Origin of the sequence: Mycobacterium sp. (genome assembly GCF_044342925.1) — a bacterium.
Lineage (GTDB): Bacteria > Actinomycetota > Actinomycetes > Mycobacteriales > Mycobacteriaceae > Mycobacterium.
This window is the reverse complement of the sequence record NZ_JBIIOV010000009.1, coordinates 1-17572: the sequence shown is the minus strand read 5'-3', so window position 1 is coordinate 17572 and position 17572 is coordinate 1. Positions and strand designations below refer to the sequence as shown.

At 66.2% G+C, this 17572-nt stretch carries 19 protein-coding genes and 1 pseudogene; 9 read left to right on the top strand and 11 right to left on the bottom strand.

Annotation, left to right across the window (positions count from 1 at the left end; all coding sequences use genetic code 11):
- Positions 1-67 precede the first annotated feature (67 nt).
- The 3 genes and pseudogenes from ADBZ6I_RS02180 (at position 68) to ADBZ6I_RS02170 (ending at position 2410) form a co-directional block, all read left to right on the top strand.
- Complete coding sequence (locus ADBZ6I_RS02180; protein ID WP_526380405.1) at positions 68-880, top strand: PaaI family thioesterase; 813 nt, start codon at positions 68-70, stop codon at positions 878-880.
- Between the two features lie 31 nt (positions 881-911).
- Positions 912-1568, top strand: a pseudogene (locus tag ADBZ6I_RS02175) (dienelactone hydrolase family protein); the annotation flags it as partial.
- Complete coding sequence (locus ADBZ6I_RS02170; protein WP_526380403.1) at positions 1565-2410, top strand: sulfurtransferase; 846 nt, start codon at positions 1565-1567, stop codon at positions 2408-2410. The pseudogene ADBZ6I_RS02175 and the gene ADBZ6I_RS02170, both read left to right, overlap by 4 nt.
- 111 nt (positions 2411-2521) lie before the next feature.
- Here ADBZ6I_RS02170 and ADBZ6I_RS02165 read toward each other — a convergent pair whose 3' ends face one another.
- Both ADBZ6I_RS02165 and ADBZ6I_RS02160 read right to left on the bottom strand, forming a co-directional pair.
- Entirely contained in the window at positions 2522-3412 is an 891-nt protein-coding gene (locus ADBZ6I_RS02165) for a CE1 family esterase (RefSeq protein WP_526380401.1), read from the bottom strand.
- On the bottom strand, positions 3412-3558 hold the full coding sequence (locus ADBZ6I_RS02160) for a hypothetical protein (protein WP_526380399.1): 147 nt from the start codon (positions 3556-3558) through the stop codon (positions 3412-3414). Before ADBZ6I_RS02160 ends, ADBZ6I_RS02165 begins: the two co-directional genes overlap by 1 nt.
- A 241-nt stretch (positions 3559-3799) precedes the next feature.
- On the opposite strand from ADBZ6I_RS02160, the gene ADBZ6I_RS02155 reads away from it, so the two are divergent.
- The gene (locus ADBZ6I_RS02155) at positions 3800-4678 is read left to right on the top strand and encodes an N-acetylmuramoyl-L-alanine amidase (protein ID WP_526380397.1); all 879 of its coding nucleotides are present in this window, start codon (positions 3800-3802) and stop codon (positions 4676-4678) included.
- Here ADBZ6I_RS02155 and ADBZ6I_RS02150 read toward each other — a convergent pair.
- The 3 genes from ADBZ6I_RS02150 to ADBZ6I_RS02140 are packed head-to-tail and all read right to left on the bottom strand — an operon-like array spanning position 4675 to position 6147.
- Entirely contained in the window at positions 4675-5001 is a 327-nt protein-coding gene (locus ADBZ6I_RS02150; protein WP_526380395.1) for a protease inhibitor I42 family protein, read from the bottom strand. The two genes, ADBZ6I_RS02155 and ADBZ6I_RS02150, sit on opposite strands and share 4 nt — an antisense overlap.
- Before the next feature lie 16 nt (positions 5002-5017).
- Positions 5018-5914, bottom strand: coding sequence for a C1 family peptidase (locus tag ADBZ6I_RS02145; RefSeq protein ID WP_526380393.1), 897 nt, complete (start codon positions 5912-5914; stop codon positions 5018-5020).
- A complete protein-coding gene (locus tag ADBZ6I_RS02140) occupies positions 5860-6147 on the bottom strand; it encodes a hypothetical protein (RefSeq protein WP_526380435.1) in 288 nt (95 codons plus the stop codon). Before ADBZ6I_RS02140 ends, ADBZ6I_RS02145 begins: the two co-directional genes overlap by 55 nt.
- On the opposite strand from ADBZ6I_RS02140, the gene ADBZ6I_RS02135 reads away from it, so the two are divergent.
- Entirely contained in the window at positions 6088-6387 is a 300-nt protein-coding gene (locus tag ADBZ6I_RS02135; RefSeq protein WP_526380391.1) for a universal stress protein, read from the top strand. The genes ADBZ6I_RS02140 and ADBZ6I_RS02135 overlap by 60 nt on opposite strands.
- Positions 6388-6399: 12 nt before the next feature.
- Here ADBZ6I_RS02135 and ADBZ6I_RS02130 read toward each other — a convergent pair whose 3' ends face one another.
- From ADBZ6I_RS02130 to ADBZ6I_RS02120, 3 genes are all read right to left on the bottom strand, one after another.
- Positions 6400-7806, bottom strand: coding sequence for a PH domain-containing protein (locus tag ADBZ6I_RS02130; RefSeq protein WP_526380425.1), 1407 nt, complete (start codon positions 7804-7806; stop codon positions 6400-6402).
- A gap of 53 nt (positions 7807-7859) precedes the next feature.
- Positions 7860-8375, bottom strand: coding sequence for a PH domain-containing protein (locus ADBZ6I_RS02125; protein WP_526380389.1), 516 nt, complete (start codon positions 8373-8375; stop codon positions 7860-7862).
- Between the two features lie 378 nt (positions 8376-8753).
- A complete protein-coding gene (locus ADBZ6I_RS02120) occupies positions 8754-9128 on the bottom strand; it encodes a hypothetical protein (RefSeq protein WP_526380387.1) in 375 nt (124 codons plus the stop codon).
- Between the two features lie 105 nt (positions 9129-9233).
- Here ADBZ6I_RS02120 and ADBZ6I_RS02115 point away from each other — a divergent pair, with 105 nt between their 5' ends.
- A complete protein-coding gene (locus ADBZ6I_RS02115; protein WP_526380385.1) occupies positions 9234-9563 on the top strand; it encodes a TFIIB-type zinc ribbon-containing protein in 330 nt (109 codons plus the stop codon).
- On the opposite strand, the gene ADBZ6I_RS02110 is transcribed toward ADBZ6I_RS02115, so the two are convergent.
- From ADBZ6I_RS02110 to ADBZ6I_RS02100, 3 genes are all read right to left on the bottom strand, one after another.
- Complete coding sequence (locus ADBZ6I_RS02110; protein WP_526380383.1) at positions 9560-10378, bottom strand: phosphotransferase family protein; 819 nt, start codon at positions 10376-10378, stop codon at positions 9560-9562. The genes ADBZ6I_RS02115 and ADBZ6I_RS02110 overlap by 4 nt on opposite strands.
- Positions 10379-10753: 375 nt before the next feature.
- Positions 10754-11701, bottom strand: coding sequence for a DUF1254 domain-containing protein (locus tag ADBZ6I_RS02105; RefSeq protein ID WP_526380381.1), 948 nt, complete (start codon positions 11699-11701; stop codon positions 10754-10756).
- A 112-nt stretch (positions 11702-11813) separates the two neighbouring features.
- Positions 11814-12845 carry a DUF1254 domain-containing protein gene (locus ADBZ6I_RS02100; protein ID WP_526380379.1) on the bottom strand — a complete coding sequence of 344 codons (1032 nt, stop codon included), beginning with the start codon at positions 12843-12845 and terminating at the stop codon, positions 11814-11816.
- Positions 12846-13561: 716 nt separating this feature from the next.
- Between ADBZ6I_RS02100 and ADBZ6I_RS02095 the strand changes: the two genes are divergently transcribed.
- The 3 genes from ADBZ6I_RS02095 to ADBZ6I_RS02085 form a co-directional block, all read left to right on the top strand.
- Positions 13562-14269, top strand: a complete 708-nt coding sequence (locus ADBZ6I_RS02095) for a hypothetical protein (RefSeq protein WP_526380377.1) — start codon at positions 13562-13564, stop codon at positions 14267-14269.
- A 560-nt stretch (positions 14270-14829) separates the two neighbouring features.
- Positions 14830-16014 (top strand): calcium/sodium antiporter, encoded by a 1185-nt coding sequence (locus ADBZ6I_RS02090; RefSeq protein WP_526380375.1) that lies wholly within the window; start codon positions 14830-14832, stop codon positions 16012-16014.
- 798 nt (positions 16015-16812) lie between these two features.
- Positions 16813-17572, top strand: a 760-nt coding sequence (locus ADBZ6I_RS02085) for a CNNM domain-containing protein (protein ID WP_526380373.1), incomplete at its 3' end; no start/stop codon positions are given.

The window sequence follows — 17572 nt, the reverse complement described above, 5'->3', positions numbered from 1 at the left end:
TGCGGCGAGCCCCCGACCGTCGCGTCCGCGACGGGTCTTGATTATGTCGTTGTGCGAGGATGCCGTGGTGTTCAGGGCCACCAGCCACTTCTTCTCCTTTACCGACGGCGTCTTTCATCCCACCGAGTCCGCCCTGAGCGGCTGGGGTAACGGTTCGCTCAACGGCCCGGCGATCGTCGGTCTGGCCGCCCGCGCCCTGGAGCGCAACCACGGCGCCGACGGTTTCCTGCCGGCCCGGCTTACGGCCGATCTGTTCAAGGCCGCCCACCGCGCGCCCACCGAGGTTCGGACGCGGCTTCTCCGGGACGGCCGGCGCATCCGCAATTCCGAGTGCGAAATTCGGCAGGACGGTGTCCTCGTCGCCCGGGCGACGATGGTCCAGTACCGGCGCTCCGAACCGCCCCCGGGTCAGGGTTGGGTCGACGAGGACTCGTTTCCGGCGCCCGGCAGGTTCGTCGGCTCGGTCTACATGGTGGGCAGCGACGACGCGGGCTGGAGCGACTCCCGGGCCGATCACCAGAACACCTCGCGCAAGCGGGCCTACCACAACACCCCCGACGTGGTGGAGGGCGAGCCGCCGAGTCCGTTCGTTCGGGCCGTCGTCGCGTCGGAAGCGACCAGCCTGGTGACCAATCTGGGCACCCACGGCATCGGGTACATCAACGGCGACCTTACCGTCGGGCTGTCGCGTCTTCCGCAGTCGGATTGCATTGGTGTGCAGGCTGATTCGCACTGGTGCTCCGACGGTGTCGCGGTCGGCGCCGCCACCCTGTTCGACGCTGCCGGGCCGTTCGGCACCGCGATGGTGACCGCGATCGCCAACCCGGCGGCCCGGATCGACTTCGGTCGCCCGGACACCGCGCCTACACTGCGGGAGTAGCCACCACGAGGGGGAGAGCGACGTGGCCGAGGAGTTTCTGCGCGACGACGAGGTCCTGGTCGACACGGGCGGCATCACCGTCGCCGGTCGGCTGACCGTTCCCGATGAACCGCGGGGCATCGTGGTGTTCGCCCACGGCAGCGGCAGCAGCCGGCACAGCCCACGCAACCGCTACGTCGCCGAGGTTCTGCAGTCGTCAGGATTGGCGACCCTGCTGTTCGACCTGCTCACCGGCGAGGAAGAACGCAACCGCGCCAACGTGTTCGATATCGCTTTGCTGGCCGACCGGCTGGTCGCCGTGACCGAGTGGCTGCGGTCGGCCCAGGGCGCGGCCGGTCTTCCGGTGGGCTATTTCGGAGCCAGCACAGGAGCGGGCGCGGCGCTGCGTGCCGCCGCCGACCGGCGGGTGGACGTCTTCGCGGTGGTTTCCCGCGGCGGTCGCCCCGACCTGGCCGGCGCTTTCCTCGGCCAGGTGCGCTCACCGACGCTGCTGATCGTGGGTGGGCGGGATGAACAGGTGCTGGAGCTGAACCGGTCGGCAGCGGCCGCCATACCCGTCGAGTGCGACGTCGTGGTTGTCGACGGCGCCACCCACCTCTTCGAGGAGCCGGGCGCGCTGGAACAGGTGGCGTTGCTGGCCCGGCAGTGGTTTCTGGACCACCTGACGCCAATTACGCTGTCCCCGTGAATAACCGGGAGGCCGTTGTGGCCACCGCCGCCGAACTGCGGTGCCAGATCGCCGAAGGTGCCGCACCCGCCATTCTGGACGTCCGCTGGCGGCTGGACCGGCCCGACGGGCGGCCCGACTACGAAGCCGGTCATATTCCCGGCGCGGTGTATGTGTCGCTGGAGGACGACCTCAGCGACCACTCCCGCACCGGCCTCGGGCGTCATCCGCTGCCGACCGGTGCTGCGGTGCAAGACGCGGCCCGTCGCTGGGGCCTGCGGCAAGGCAGCCCCGTCGTCGTCTACGACGACGGGAACCGGGCCGGATCCAGCCGGGCCTGGTGGGTGCTCACCGCCGCCGGAATCCCCGGTGTGCGCATCCTCGACGGCGGCCTGGCGGCGTGGACGGCGGCCGGGGGAGAGCTGCAGATCGGCCCGGTGACGCCTGCGCCCGGTGACATCACCGCCACGCACGACGACCTGTATGCCGGTGGACTGTCGACGCTCACTGCCGAGCAGGTGGCCACCGGCTCGGTGGGGACACTGCTCGACGCCCGTGCCCCGGAGCGTTTTCGCGGTGAGGTTGAACCGGTGGACGCGGTGGCCGGCCACATTCCGGGCGCCCGCAATCTGCCGAGCATGACGGTGCTCGACGCCGACGGCGGTTTCCTGCCGGAGACAGCTCTGGCGCCATTGCTGAGAGGCGTCGACTTCGCGGGAGGTGTCGGGGTGTACTGCGGGTCCGGTGTCACCGCGTCGGTGGTGCTGGCCGCCCTGCGCTCAGCCGGCGTCGAGGCCGCGCTGTTCCCGGGTTCCTGGTCGCAGTGGAGCGCAGCCGGCCGCCCGGTGGCGCAGGGCTCCTGAGCCCCGCGTTCTGGAGCGCAAGCCCGACGAACCGATGATGGCGGCCCCCAGTGTCGAGAAGCGCGTGCCGATCAACCTTGACGCGGCGTCCGACCGGATCAGTATCGGTTCTTAGCGCATCTGGGCCGCGAAGAACTGCGCGGTGGCGCCGGAGGCGTCGACGGCGAAGCTGTTGGGCCCCACCACATCGGCGGGCAGGGCGAACCGCCCAGCCGGCCAGGTGTGCCCGCCGCCGTTGATCCGGACGAGCACCACCTCGGTATTGTCGGCACATCCGGTCGCCGACAACTCCTGAATCTCGCCGGTGGCGGCGGGATCGTTGACCAGCGGTCCGGGGCAGCGGTTGATCTCGCGCCACCGCTCCGCCAGCGCCGGCGCCGACACGATGGTGCTGGGACCGCCGCGGCCCACCATGGGACCGCCTTCGAACGGGACCACGGGGTCAGCGGTGCCATGCACCGCCATCACCGACACCGGCCGCGACGGGGCACACGGAAATCCGGCGCCGAGCGTTCCCGCCACCGGGGCGATCGCGGACACCAGATCGGCGCGTTCACACACCAGACGATTAGCCATGAACGCCCCGGCCGACATGCCGGTGACGAAGACGCGGCCGGGCGGGATCCGGTACTCCTGCGACAACCGCTCGATCAGCGCTCCCAGGAAACCCACGTCGTCGACGCGCTGCCGGTCGGGCAACGACGCGCCCCGCCCGTCGGCCCAGGCCGTGTCGATCCCGTCGGGGTAGGCGACAACGAATCCGTAGCGGTCGGCGACGGCGTTGTAGCCGGTCACAGCGGCCTGCTGGCCGCCGTTCATGCCGGCGCCGTGCAGGTTGATCACCAGGCCGGCCGGCTGCGGGCTGCCCGCATGCACCAGGTAGGTGCGCGGCAGACCCCCGAAAGTCAGCACGCCGGGCGGATCTGCGGGGTTGGCCGCTGCCGGGCCGGCTGCCATCACGCCGAGGACGAGGGCGGCGAGCAGGGCCGTCGTGCGCGTCATCACGCTAGGTAGTTTGCCAGTTCGCGGCCGGTGCGGGCGAACCGGTCACTGACCGCCTGCACTCCCGTCGTCGGATTCTGTCGCCGCCGCCCGGTGGCGCTGAGGAAGAACGAGCCGAGCAGATAGATCAGCGCCCCGGCGATCAAAACGGCGACGACGCCACGACCGATGACTTCGGCAGGCCTGATCGAGACGGCGGATGCGTTAAACCGCAGATCAGCCTGATTTCGATCGCGCTGGATGGCGCTGTTGTAGTCAGGCGAGGCGGGTATCGGCGGTCCCCGGCATCAGCGCTGGTCACGCCACGCCGGTCGTTTCGCCGTGACGGCGGCCCGGTATTGGCTAACGTTAGCTTCGAACTTCACCGCCTCATGATTGGAGCAATGCATGCCTGGGAAGGCGGAGAAAGCGGATGCGTCGAAGAAGTCGGACAAGGCTGATTCGAAGCAGGAGTCGAAGTCCACGTCGGCTGCGCCCAGCCAGGCCCCGGTGGCTGCGGTGGCCGCGCCGCGCCCGGACTTCAATGAGTATCCGATGTGGAGTGCGAACAATCAGAGCCGTGCCGGCACCAAGGTCGACCTATGGCTCATCCACACCCAGGAGGGCAACGGCAACGCCGACAGTCTGGCCCGCTATCTGCAGGGCAACGTCGGTGTCTCCTACCACTACACGATCAGCGAGGATTACATCGATCGTGGCGTCACCGTGTGTGACGTCGTCGACACCGACCTGGCGTCGTGGAGTGTGCTCAACGCCAACAACCGCTCGATCAACCTCTGCTTCGCGGGCAGCCGGGCCGCCTGGACCCGCACCCAGTGGATGCAGCAGTCACGGGCCATCGACGTCGCTGCGTACCTGTGCGTCCAGGACTGCCGGAAATACGGGATCCCGATCAAGGTCATGCCGCGCGGCAATTACAGCGCGCCCGGCGGAATCTCCGACCACTACTACGTGACCAGGTATCTGGGCATCGGCACGCACACCGATGTTGGCGCGAACTTCCCCTGGGACTACTTCACCCAGCGCGTCAACGCCTATGCCACTGCGGTGACGCCTCCGCCGCCGCCACCTCCGCCCCCACCGCCGCCGCCGCCCCCACCGCCGCCGCCCCCACCGCCACCGCCGCCGGGACCGGTCGGACCTGCGGAGGATCAACTGACCCTGCGGTGGAACATGCTCGGCGGACAGACCCTGGTCGAAGCCGTCGCAGAAATCCGCGACAAGGTCCTGGGAACCAACGACCGGCCGAAACCGGGGTCCGTCTAGTTCGTCGCCTCGACATTGACGGTGAAGCGCCTGCGGACGCTGTTCTCGCCTTCCCAATGTCGCCAGTACTTGGCCCGTAGCGCGGTATTGCCGACTGCGCAAACCTTGATCCGGAAGACCGCTTCGCCGCCGGATCCGGTTGTCTTGCAGGGGTATTCGCCGTGCGTCTCGCAGGGCCCGAACACGCCCGAATCGTGCTCGTCGAGCGCCCACCGGAACCCTGTGCTGGCATTCTCCGGCAAGCGGAGTTCGATGGTGTCGCCGACATGGGCCCGAACCCGGGTGCCGTCGTCGCACTCGGTCACTGTGATCGTCGTCGGCATCAAACACCCCCGCCGATCACACTGTCATACCGTAGCTTTCGTTGTAGAACGCTCCGTTGATGTACGCCTCGCTGGCGTAGGCGAAACCCTTGTCACCCCATCCGGTGCCCCAGCTGTTGCGCAGGATGAACCGGTTGTCGTCGGTGTAGCCGACCACCGCCACGGCGTGTCCGCCCCTGGCGGTGTCGGGCTGGAACGCATCAAGCTTGCCGCCGGTCGCGGTCGCGTTGTCCCATGTCGCATCGACGTTCAAGCCGACCAGGATCGGGCCGTGCTGTACCAGCCAGGAGCGCCAGTTGCCCAGATTGCGCTTGAGATTGAAGTAAGAGGCGATCTTGCGCGTCGCCGCGGTGGCGTAGAAGGTGTTGTCGCTGCCGGTATACATCGCGGTGTTAATGGTAAACGGCAGCAACGACTCTGGTACCGCCCCGTACTTGCGGAGAATGTCGACGGCCGCTTTGAGGGTAGTGCCCGCGCCTTCGATCATGGTCTCCGGCCTCGAGGTGAACTGATCGGTCTCTTTGCAGGCCATCCAGGTGAAGCGAACCGAGAGTTTGGTGGATTGCGGCAACCGTTGCGCGGTGACGAGCAGTTGCCGCGCCACACCGTCCGTCGAGGCCCAGCCCACGCATGAGCCGGTCTCACCCTGGTCGCCGATAGCCCACCAAGCCCTGCGCAAATCTAATTTGGTCGGCAGGGCCGGCCGGGCGGCGACCAGCCGTGCGTCGCGCGCATCGCAGAACCGCCAGTCGTTTCTGGTGCTGTCCTCGGGGGTGGGCAGGAGGTTGCAGATGCGCTGTTGTTGGGGACGTGCCTTCGAAGTTTTGGCCATTCGCTCATTCTCCTCCCGCGACGTCGTCAGTGGTCGCCCATATTGATAGTCAGTGGCTGGCGGAAGAACCGGGTGATCCACAGCAGCACGCCGATGCCCCCGAAGTTGATGAGCGAAGCCACGAAGTCGAGGTTGAACGAGATCGCCAGCACCTGCGCCACCGGAGCGCAGCCGGGCAGCCAAGACCTGCTCGACCACGCGGTCCGTTTGGCGGCCGACTGGAAAGTGCCGTTGCGGGTGATTCGCTGGTTGCCGTGGGTGACAGCGGACCCGACGAACGGCGCCAGGAGTGGGCGGAACTCGCCAGGCAGCACGCGACCCTGCTTGCCGACAAGGCCACAGCGGCGCTGCCGGCCGATGCGACAGTGAGCAGCGTTGTCAGACAGAGGGATTCGCTGGAGGCCGCGGTTCAGGCGTTAGAGTTCGACGACAACGAGGTCGTCCTCATCGGCTCCAGTCGGCTGGCGCAACCCAAACGGTTATTCCTCGGTCATTCGGCGAGCAAGATCCTGCGGGCGCTGCCGGTGCCGATGATTGTGTTGCCGCGCGACTGACGCCGCGCAACGTTAATCAACCGTCTGTGCCCAGCGGTTGTGTGCCACCCATGGTGACGCGCCCGCGGCGATCGACCACGCCAACTCCACGGGGACGTCGATCACCTCGTACCGCTTGACCCCGGCCGCGGTCGCGGCGATCAGCGTCGCCACCCCGGCTCGCCGCTGCGGCCAACTCTGGCGCACCGTCCAGCCGACGATGCCGGCGCCGGCGATGCAGTCGCGGCGGCGCTCCAGGCTGCCGGACCGGGCGACCAGCCAACCGCCCGATACCCGATGTCCCAGCGAGCGTGACCGGTCGGCGGCCAAGAACGCGAGACACACTGTCAGACCGCCCCACGCCAGCCATAACCACACCGGAGCCCCCACCACCACGCCGACGAGAGCCAGCACTGCCGGGATCGCCAGTGCCCGCGTCCAGCGCCGTCGAGTCGCCGCCGGCCCGTGTCCGCGCAGCGGACCGGTCACCGCGTCGGAATTGGCGATCAGATCAGCCAGCACCGCCTGCGCGGTGGTCGCCGGGCTCGGCGGCAACAGCAGGGACGACTCACCCGCTCCGTTGACGCCGGTCATCACCGCGTCCAGCCGGGCGCCGCCGAAGGCCCGCACCAGAAGTGCTTCGCGCAGCGTTCCGCCGCGCAGCCGGCGCATATCGAAGGTGTTCTCGCGCAACCTCAGCAGGCCGTGCTCGAGGTGCAGCAGTTCGGCATCGCGGCGGAGCAGCAGGTTTCCGTAGGTCACCAGTGAGCGCAGCACCGACAACACCACTGAGGCCACCAGCAGCACGATCCCGGTGGCGGCGGCCGTGGCGGTGACCCCGAACCGCTGCGCGGCGTCCAGACCCGACTGCGCCAACGTCGAATTACTCAGCGTGCCATCCCCTCCCGCCTGAAACGCGATCCCCACCGCTGTCAGGATCATGGCCAGCCCGGTGAAGCTGAGCGGGCTGTAACGCAACCAGCCCGGCTCCCAGCGAGCGAGTATCCGACCGGGTGCTGCGGCCTGCTCCACAACGGCCAGTGAGTCGGCTAAGAGGATGGCCCGCAGGCGCGGTACCTGTTCGGCCGCAACGGCATCGAGAGTGAAATCGCTGTCGCCCCTGGCTTCCTGCCCGGTACTCACCCTCAGCACGGTCAGACCCAGGACTCGATGCAGCAGCCGGGCGTCGGTGGATACCGAGCGGATCCGATTGAGCGGCAACGACAACACCGTGCGTTGCAGCACCCCGCTGCGCAGCTGCACCTCGTCGGAGGCGATCCGGTAGGTGGTGGTGAACCACCGCAGGACGCCGAAGGCGACCGACAACACCAGCGCCAGCGCCACCCACCACGGATTGCCGGTCGCCGATCCGAGCACCAGCGACCCGATCAACAACGGAAGCTGGCGTAGCACCTCGTGCACCGGATGCACCAGCAGCATCCGCGGGCTCAGGCGCTGCCAGAGCACCGGTTGACCCGCTCCGACAGGCAGGCTCACGTGGCGTCCTCGGCGCCGATCGCGGCGATATCGGTCAACTGCGCCACCACCCGGTCGGCGACCTCGGAGTCCAGCGCCACGATGCGCACCGCGCCTGCCGACGACGCTGTGGTGACCGTCACGTTGGCCAGCCCGAACAACCGGTCCAGCGGCCCGCGATAGGTGTCGACGGTCTGCACCCGTGAAATGGGCGCGATGCGGCGTTCCTGGGTGATCCAGCCGCTGCGGGTGTAGACCGCTGGCGGCCCGGGTGCCAGCGAGATCTCCCAGCGGTGTACGCGATAGCGCCACAGCGGGGCGACCACCACGAACGTGACGAAGCCCAGCAGCGTCAGCACCGCGGCCGACACATGCAGCCACAGCACTCGGCCGTCCACCGCGATCCACACCAGTTGGGCGGATACCAACACCAGAAACGGAATTCCCGCACCGATAGCCCACACCAGTGGCGCCTTGCGGCTCGGCGGATGTGCCGGATCCACCAGCGTCACGGTCGCCTCGGGTGATTCCATGAGTCGAGCATGGCGCACATTGGCTGGTCTTTCGACCATTACAGAGCCGGGGCCCTACAGGCGTACGCCGCCGCGGTCGAGATGATTTCAAATGGACTTCAAATTTGAAGCGACGTTGAAGCGACGGTGAGACACAACCCGCAAGACTTGGGCTTCATCAACAACGAGTCGGCGTCGCCGGTGTACCCACCGACCCTGGTTCGACCGGGGGCTTCAACGGACCGGGACGCTTTTTCGTCATGCCGGGCTGCCGCGTGCGACCGGAAAATCCAACTAACGCCGCTTACACCGAATTCCGGACAGTCCCGCTGGAAGTGTCCAACGCTGCGGCAAGTTCCCTGAAGTGAGAGTGCTGCTCCCAGCGTTGACGATCGCCAATCACGTAGAGCCTGCGCTGCGCTCTGCTGGCGGCCACATTAACCAGATGATGTTCGCGGGAGCGAGACCGCGCTGGAGCAGGCCGTTGACGCAGTCGCGGAACTTCTCGATGTCCTTTCTTTGCAGGTGAGTTCCGGGGGCGGTGGCCCGAACATAGGACTCACTGGACCAGGTCAACGGTTGACCATTGAAAGCTTTACCAGGGTGGGCCAGGGTCGCGAGCTGGGGTGCGCGTTCAACGACAAGGCCGGCGGCGAGGTCGCGCAGCATGGTGGTTTTCCCGGTGCCCGGCGGCCCGTTGACACCCATCAACCCGGCACCGGGCCCCAGCATCGCGAACGCCTCGTCTACGGCGAACTGTTGGGAGAGCGCCAAAGGCTGCGCGAGATCAGACGGCCAGGTCGACGTCCGAATCGCGCTGGCCCGGAGCCTGCGCGGCGACCGGCCTGCTGGCCGACAGCGGGCGGGTTAGAGTCGGTCATGGACACACCTCTGCCTGGCAACCTGTTGCTGTGCCCGAAGTGCGCCGGGGTCATGCACTCCTACGAGCGCAACGGGGTGCACCTTGAGCAATGCGACAAGTGCCGCGGGATTTTCCTGGACTTCGGCGAGCTTGAGGCGCTGACCCAATTGGAGAATCGGTTCGTCGGAGCGTCTCCTCCGCTGCCGCCGATGCCTCCACCACAGCAACCGCATCCTCAGCAGCAGTACCAACCGCATCCTCAGCAGGCCTACGGCCCGGCCTGGGGTAACCATCGGGGCAAGAAATACCGCAAGGGTGGCTTCGGCCGGTTGTTCTTCTCCAGTTAGCCGACGGCTCCGCCGGCTATCCGCGCGCAGGCGGCCAGCAACTCGGCCTGGGATTCATCGGGCCGATACCGGGCGCCCACCGCCGTGGCGTACACCACCGCCGCGCGGGCCAAGGGCTCAAGCACGTCCCAGGGGTCTCCGGCGACCGGCACCGCTGGGCCCTGCGCCGCCCGATAGCCGTCGATGAAGGCATGCCAGTCGGCGTGCGGCATCAGCCCGGCCGCCCACAACCCGGCGATGCGGCTGAGATCCCAGGCGGGGTCGCCGATCCCCAGATCGTCGATGTCGATCAGCTGCCACGCCCCGGCGGTGGTGCGGCCCAGCTGACCGAGGTGGAAGTCACCGTGCACCAGGGTGACCGGCCGACCCTCCGGCGCGGCCTGCCAGCATCGCGGCGTCAGCGTCCCGGCTGCCCGCCTGATGATCGCCGGTGCCTGGGCGGGCAGCGTCGTCAGAGCGGCCCGAATCCGTTCGACCCCTCGATGGGTGGGCAGCCCCTCGGCGCCGATCGGGGATCGGTGCAACACCGCCAGGAGCGCACCGGCGGGGGCCCACGGGAAGCTCGACCAGTCCTGCCCGACCATCTCCAGGCGGGGCCAGCGGGAGCTCCAACGCTGTTCCGGCCCTGGCAGCGGTTCTGGACTCAGCGGTGCTAGCAGCGGGCCACCGTCGCAACCCAGTCGCGCCGCAGTCCGCAGCCGGGCCGTCAATGCCACCGGGTCGGTGCCGGCGGGATGGGTCTTGACCACAACGTCGTCGAGGACGACTATGTCCGAACTTGTCTTCGCGACGGCGTCCGCCACCGGCCGGTTCATTGCCCCACGCTAACAACGTCTCCGGGTGGTCGATGTAGCCTCGCGGAACCCGCGTGGTCACAGTGCCCCCGCCGACACCGGCACCCCCGCCTGATCCGAAGTCGGAGAGGTCCGCCGACTGGCAGTGGTTCAACCAAACCCAGATCAGCGGCTTCCAGGACGACGACGGCTGGGTCTACATCGTCGCCGACAGTTTCAGCCGCGACAAGCCAGTGGTCCCTATATCACTGCAACGCCAAGACCTTCGAGAACCGAGACACGTGGTGGGCTTGGGCAGCGATTCCCAACCGCCCGGATTTGCCGTGGGCATGGGATCAGCCCGACGTCCCCCCGACGTCAATTTGCAGCGCACAGCGCGGGGTATCGGCTGCTGTTCTAGGTGACGGGCTCGGCCTTCGGCAGCGTGTAGGTTCCGTCGAGCACCGACGGTCCGGGCCGGTATATCCGCATCAGAAAGTTCCAGCCGTCGGAGACGTCGAGTCGGTTGGGCACATCGCCGCACAACTCCCGCGATCCGTAATGAACGGTAAAGGTGCCGTCGTCGTTGAGTGTGACGTTGGAGGAGTTGAGGATGCAGTTCTCGTTCTTCATGAATCCGTCGTCGCCGTAGACGGTGATGGACCAGAACGCATTGTTCTCTGGTACCTGGTAGGTGGCCTGGTAGCAGACATCCGGATCGTGGTTGCCGCTGTAGTTCAGGTAGGTGGCGTCCCATTCGGGGAACAGGCCCCATGCCGCCGCGGCGGCGACATGACGTGTCGCTTCGTCGACTTTCCCGCGCGGCCCCATCATCCCCTTCCAACTGCTGTACTGCGCGGAGTCCCGCTCGTACTGGTCGGTGAGGGCTTGCAGCGACGCCATGTCCCACTGCAGCGGCGGAAGCGCATCGGCACTCCCCGCCTCGATGACGAACTGGTCCTGTAGCCGGTTCACCAAGGCGATCTCGTCGCCATCCTTGGGATCGAACACCTTGATCCGGACGCCGACGCCTAGATATTTGGTGTCGGTGGGGAGGTCGTGCTTGCCCGCGTCGTAGATCACGAACGGGCAGTAATGGTCGTCGTCGACGAGGTAGACCGACGCGTAGCGCCCCTCGGGCAATTGCGGCACGGTGATCGTTGCGCCCTTGGAAGTGTCGACGACGCCCATCGAATAGAGGGTGTCCCGGTTCATCCGAACGACGTTCTGTTTATCCAAGGGGGTCGGCGCCCGGAAGTGATAAAGCCGATTCACTCCGGCGGCCATTGTGACGACTTCGGCGAACTGCCGATCGGTCTCGGCCCGGATGTAGGTCTGCGGGGTGACGGCGGTCGGTTCGGTCACGGGAAGTCCTCCTTGGTTGTCGGATCGCGGGTTGGCGCAGGCCGCCAGTAGGCCGACGGAGGCGGCGAGGCTACCGCCCAGGAACGTCCGGCGGCTCAGCATGAGCGGCTCACTATTTAATGACCCATTCGGTACTCGCTTTCGAAACGTACTGGATCACATCGCTTTTGGACTTGGGGACGTAGATCCGAAGCAGCGCGGCGAAGGGCGTCGGCGTCTCGATATTGTTGGGACTGCCCGGAGAGTTGAAACGAATCGTGAAGGTTCCATCCGGGTTCGGGGTGGCCTCGGAATTCGAGATGGCCGCCTTGTCCCGCGCCAGCCAGCCCTCGCTGTCGTAGGTGGTGATCGACCAGAAGCCGCCGCGGCTGGTATCGATCTCCGGCGGAGTGAAGGTGACACTTGACGGCGTGGCCCGGCCGTCCCGGACCTCCGTTTGGTTGTTGATCGGAACATAAGCCGCGTGTTCGACAGACAATCCGCCCCATCCGTACGCGGTGGCGAAGAGATGGTCTCGCGGGTTGGTTTCGTACGGGCCGCCCTGAGATCGGCTGGTATCCGGCAATTTCCCAGCCTGGACGTCGTTGATCAGCGCTGACCGGACGGCCTCCATGGTCTTTTGATCGACCACGACGTCGGGAGTTTCGTAGGGCACCGCTGATGTCGCTTCGATGGTGGCCCTGCGCTGAAGTTCGCGGGTCGCTGCCAGCCCGCCTTCGGAATCGGGAAGTGGGCGGATTCGCATGTTGAGGTACACGTAGTTGCCGTAGGTCAGGTTGTCGGTGCTGATGGTGATGCTCTGGCCCGGGTACACCACGTCCACGATGTAGTTCTGCTGATCGATGATCTCGATGATCTGGTAGGTCTTGCTCGCGGGAACCGCGAACGTCGCGCCTTCGCTGACGTCGACCACCGCACTGGAGTAGATGACGTCCTGATTTTCCCGGATCACCTGCTGGGTTTCGACGTTGCTGACGTCGCTCTGATGCGCCCACTCGTTGATACCCGCCTTGGCCAGGCTGCGCTTGATGTTGAAGTCGGTTTCAGAGACCTTGTAGGCGTAATCGGTGACACCGAAATCCGCCGGCGAAGCGAACTCCGCAGCGCTCGAAGCCGGTGTCGGTGTGACGTCGCGGCGGAGCATCGCAATCAGCCCACCGGCAAGGACGACGGCGAGCAGGACCGCGAGAACCCGCAGCGGGTGGCGCCTAATGATGCTGCGACCGGATGCTGGCACAAGTGCCCCCGGCTAAATCTCCCCACCCTGGCGACCGTATATGCCAGGATGGGAATGTTAATGGCTTTCAGCACATTCGAGACATTGAGTCTCCCACGGACGTCACCACCCGCTGGGTATGGCTCGCAGGAATCAGATCCCGATTAGTCCCTCTAGTCCATTGCGCTTGAACACCGAGTCGACCAGCATCGTTGTCCGCGGAAAGCTGACCCAATTCCGCGCCAATTCACGGGCGGGTGATGTGTGGGATGGTGGAGGTTCGCATGCGAGATGTTTGTGCGCCGATGACCCTGCCGCCTGGGCGTCGAGACCGCGGCGGGCGTCAAGCGGTACCAGGCGATCGACGTTTCCGGTGGAGTTGGCGTGGTCGATCGCCACGGGCGCGCCACCGTGGGTGGCACACAACCGCTGGGCACAAACCTGACGGTTGATTACTTTGCTTGCACAGGCGCATACTCAGCTTGGGGGGAAGCATGATGGGGTTTGTTATTCGCTCGGGCGCTGCCGCGGCAGTTGCCGCGGTCACCGTGGCTATGACCACGGCTACACCCACGCAGCGGCCGTCACCAGCGGCCAGCAGTGTCGGTTCGTCAAGTCTGGTTAATCTGACCGCATCGTCGCGCATGCTCTACCTTGCCGCGGATCAGATTGATGACCAGTTCATCGAGTTCCGCAATACGGCGCGCACCGACTTCCACACGTTCGCCAACGAGCTCGGCTACCTCGGCAAGCAGTTGTACATCGCCGTCAACTTTGGCGAGACGATCGCGGCCAGCGCGGTCTTCAACGGCACTGACATGCTCCGCGGTGAAGGAGTGCTCAAAAATCTCAGCGAGATGACCGACGACGCCTTCCTTGCCGGCCTCTGGATCGTCGTAGACAACCTGTATCTCGCTCTGCCGGGGCTTCCGCCGATCGTCATTCTGCCCGACCGCGGTCCCGTGGACAGCCCGCCCGAATGGCGGCGGCCGCTGCCCCCTCAGCCGGGTCGGCCCCTTGTCGTCCCGTTTCCAGACGGGCCAGAAGCCTCCGACGCGCTCACTGACGACGACTCGATGCCCGAAAAGTACTCCGGCACAGCGGATGTCGCGGCGGCTGCCACGCCAGAGACTGATGATTCCGCCGTGCAACCGCCGGCCGACGACGTGAGCGCGGTCGCCGAGGGTGCCGACGAGCAGGAAGATCTACAGGAAGAGCAGGCCGTCGACTCGGAGGCGGAGGAGTCAGAGGGTCGGGAGCAGCCGGCGGGCACGACTTTGCAGGACTCCGGCTCCGACGATGAGGGCGCGACGGACGTCAGGCGACGAGTGACGCGGCCGGGCAGGGCCTGAACCGGTTGGCGAATCGGTGCTTGATGCGCGCCGGTGGTCCCGGGTCGCGTCAGTCCCGCGGCAGCACGATCATCGGCACCACCGATCCCGCGTGCGTGCCCGAAGGCGTCGGACCGTGTGGCGGCGTCGAATCCGACGGGCCGCGACCGGCGGAACCCCGCCCGAACTCAAATATCACCAAGGCATCGCAGCAGACGAGGATCCGACCCGGAACAGGGCGGCGATGCGAGCCACGCCCACGAAGACGCCGGATCAACGCAGACGACCCCGCAGCGCCCGGCAAAGCCTGACGACATCGTCGGTGACGCGCGCTCAGCGATGCGGCGGGCCCACGGCCCGTGTGGCCGGCCGCCACCGCGGCACCTCGCGGCTCTCCGACGTGAAGTAGCGGGATGTATGCCCGATATCTGATTCATGAGTTCGTAGAAGCCACGGCCGGGCAAACTGACGGTTACTTCGTCACAGTGACGAATTAGACGTTTCGCCCCGGGACTTCTGGTCGGGGGGATCGGTGGACCGAACCGCCGTCGCAGCCGGTCTCTTCTCCTAAACTCCGGCATGTGAACCTGTTGGACATAGGGAGAATCCTCCTCGGCCTCGTACTGCTGGTCGCGGGTGGCGAAATGCTCGTCAGGGGTGCTGCCGGTTTGGCCGCACGCATCGGAATGTCGCCGTTGATCGTGGGTCTGACCGTCGTCGCTTTCGCGACCTCGGCACCGGAACTGGCGGTGACGCTCGGCGCGGTGCTGGGCGGTGAGCCCAGTCTCGCGGTCGGCAACGTGGTGGGCAGCAGCATCGCCAACGTCCTGATGATCCTGGGAGCCGCGGCCTTGATTCTGCCGTTGCTGGTCAAGGTGCAACTGGTTCGCGTGGACATTCCCTTCATGGCCGCGTTCTCAGTCCTCTTCTTCATGCTCGCCAGCGACGGCGCCATCAGCAGGGTGGACGGCCTGATCCTGTTCGTCCTGTTGGTCCTCTACATCAGCGTCGCCATCATCCTCAGTAGGCGGGAGGGCAACGTCGACGGCCTGCACGGCCCGGGGGCATCGATCGCGACGGCTTCGGCCGGCCGTGTGGGCCGGACCGTCGGGGAAGACGCGGAAACGATGACACAAGCAGTGGAGGAGGTGGATGCACGAGACGGCTCCATCGGGCGCGATCTTGTGTTCCTGCTGATCGGGGTCGCGCTGCTGATCGTCGGTGCCAAAGTCCTGGTCAGTGGCGCCACCGGCATCGCGATGGCGTTCGGTATCAGTCAATTGATCGTGGGCCTGACGGTGGTGGCGGTCGGAACTTCGTTGCCGGAGTTGGCCACTTCCATCGTGGCGGTGCGCCGCGGACAGCGGGATCTGGCGGTCGGCAACGTGGTGGGTAGCAACATCTTCAACATCGGTGCGGTCGCGGGTCTGGCCGGCGTCGTTTCCCCGACCGGGCTGCCGGTGCCGGAGTCCGCGTTGGCCCTGGACATTCCGCTGATGATCGCCGCATCGGCGGTTCTGCTTCCAGTTGCCTTCACCGGTTCGCTCATCGCCCGCTGGGAGGGTGCCCTGCTGCTGGGACTGTATGTCGCTTACCTGATCTACACCGTGCTGGCAGCGGCAGAACGCCCGCTTCTTCACGGTTTCACCACGGTGATGCTGTGGTTCGTCACGCCGCTGTTGGTGCTGACGCTGGCGAGCACCGTCTCGTACGAGATAACCCGCCGGAGATCGGCGGACAACCGGAAAAATGGGACAGCAATCTGAAATCGCCGTACGTTTCGGGCTCAAGAAATTTCGCGTGCAATGATATCCAGCCGTGGACACTCGCTGCGTTCAGAGTTATCGCCGGGCAGATTTTCGGCCGAGCGGATCTCACGCAAGGCGTCCCTATAAAAAATGCAGTCTGACACCGTCTAACAACAGGATTCCTGAGCGTCACGGTGACGAACCGATTCCTAACGAAAAATCCGGTGCGCGCCAGTCATTACGTCACAGTGACGAATTATCTGGAGGCCCTGGGGGGATGGGAAACACGAGGGCGATCGCCAGTGTTTGGCGATACCGCCGCCGGGAAGGGTTGGGCTCCCGATCCGGTGGATACAACATCTCGGGATCACCGCAACCAAACCAAGCAGAGGGGGGATGGAGCCGGCAACCCGCCTTCACCCTTCCGCCCAGCTCACCGTTTTGCCGATAAGCCACATTATGTCAACAAGGCTGGACCGGGCAGTTCCCCGCTTGAGCTGGCACTATGTGTGGGACCGTGCAGCAGCATGCACGACGCGGTCAATTCACGATCGCAGCCGAGCGTGTCGATGGCGGGTGATGGAGACCAACCCCAGCAGCGCACCCGCACCCAGCGACGCCGCCCGCCATCCCCAACGCGTCCACCGTTGCCTCGGCACCCGGCCAGTCTCGCCGAGTCATTCCGCGCCGGCAACAGCCCCGGGTCGGACCCGTGGCGGAATCCGCTAATTTGTGGAACTGTCGTGACTGGCTTCAGGGAACTGCGTTGGCAAAGGCCGGCAGGCCGAGCGCCGCGAGGATAGGAACAGGCTGCTTGTGAGCCGCTACTGGTTCGATTTTGGGCTGATCACGGTGCTACTCCTGCTCAATGGGTTGTTCGCGGGTAGCGAGATCGCGCTGGTGTCGCTTCGCGAGGGGCAGCTGCTGGCATTGGAACGCGTCGGTGGCCGGCGGGAACGTGCCCTGATAAGGCTGGCCCGTGATCCTAACCGGTATCTGGGAACGATCCAGTTGGGAATCACGTTGGCTGGCTATTTGGCCTCTGCCACGGCCGCGGTGACATTTGCCGAGCCGCTCGTACCGGCGTTGGGATTCCTGGGTGGCGCGGCTGAAGCCATCGCGATCGCCGGGGTCACCCTGGTGCTGGCGGCGATCAACATCATCGTCGGTGAGCTCGTTCCGAAGCGGTTGGCGATGCAGCACCCGCAGCGCTGGGCGTTGCTCGTCGCGCCGCTTCTGGACAGGCTCGCAACTCTGACGAAACCGATGGTGTGGATGTTGGGCCGGGCCACCGACGTCCTGGTTCGGATGCTTGGCGGCAAGTCCGAGACCTCTGGCGAGCAACTGTCCGCGCAGGAGTTGCAGGAACTGGTAGCGGTTCAGCGGGTGCTCAGCCCCGAGCAGCGCGAGATGATCTCGGGGGCCTTGGAGATTCATGACCGATTGCTGCGAGAGATCCTCGTTCCGCGCCGCGCGGTAGTGACATTGCCCTGCGGCATGCCACTTGCTGAGGCTCGTGAAGCAATGGTGGCATCCGGACACTCCCGTGCGCCCGTGATTCGCGGCCGCGACCTAG

Bases quoted from the DNA above. Each gene is read 5' to 3' on its own strand.
- ADBZ6I_RS02165 (WP_526380401.1), bottom strand. From the start codon at position 3,412: ATGACGCGCACGACGGCCCTGCTCGCCGCCCTCGTCCTCGGCGTGATG.
- ADBZ6I_RS02155 (WP_526380397.1), top strand. From the start codon at position 3,800: ATGCCTGGGAAGGCGGAGAAAGCGGATGCGTCGAAGAAGTCGGACAAG.
- ADBZ6I_RS02150 (WP_526380395.1), bottom strand. From the start codon at position 5,001: ATGCCGACGACGATCACAGTGACCGAGTGCGACGACGGCACCCGGGTT.
- ADBZ6I_RS02130 (WP_526380425.1), bottom strand. From the start codon at position 7,806: ATGCTGCTGGTGCATCCGGTGCACGAGGTGCTACGCCAGCTTCCGTTG.
- ADBZ6I_RS02125 (WP_526380389.1), bottom strand. From the start codon at position 8,375: ATGGAATCACCCGAGGCGACCGTGACGCTGGTGGATCCGGCACATCCG.
- ADBZ6I_RS02115 (WP_526380385.1), top strand. From the start codon at position 9,234: ATGGACACACCTCTGCCTGGCAACCTGTTGCTGTGCCCGAAGTGCGCC.
- ADBZ6I_RS02110 (WP_526380383.1), bottom strand. From the start codon at position 10,378: ATGAACCGGCCGGTGGCGGACGCCGTCGCGAAGACAAGTTCGGACATA.
- ADBZ6I_RS02100 (WP_526380379.1), bottom strand. From the start codon at position 12,845: ATGCTCCGCCGCGACGTCACACCGACACCGGCTTCGAGCGCTGCGGAG.
- ADBZ6I_RS02095 (WP_526380377.1), top strand. From the start codon at position 13,562: ATGCTCTACCTTGCCGCGGATCAGATTGATGACCAGTTCATCGAGTTC.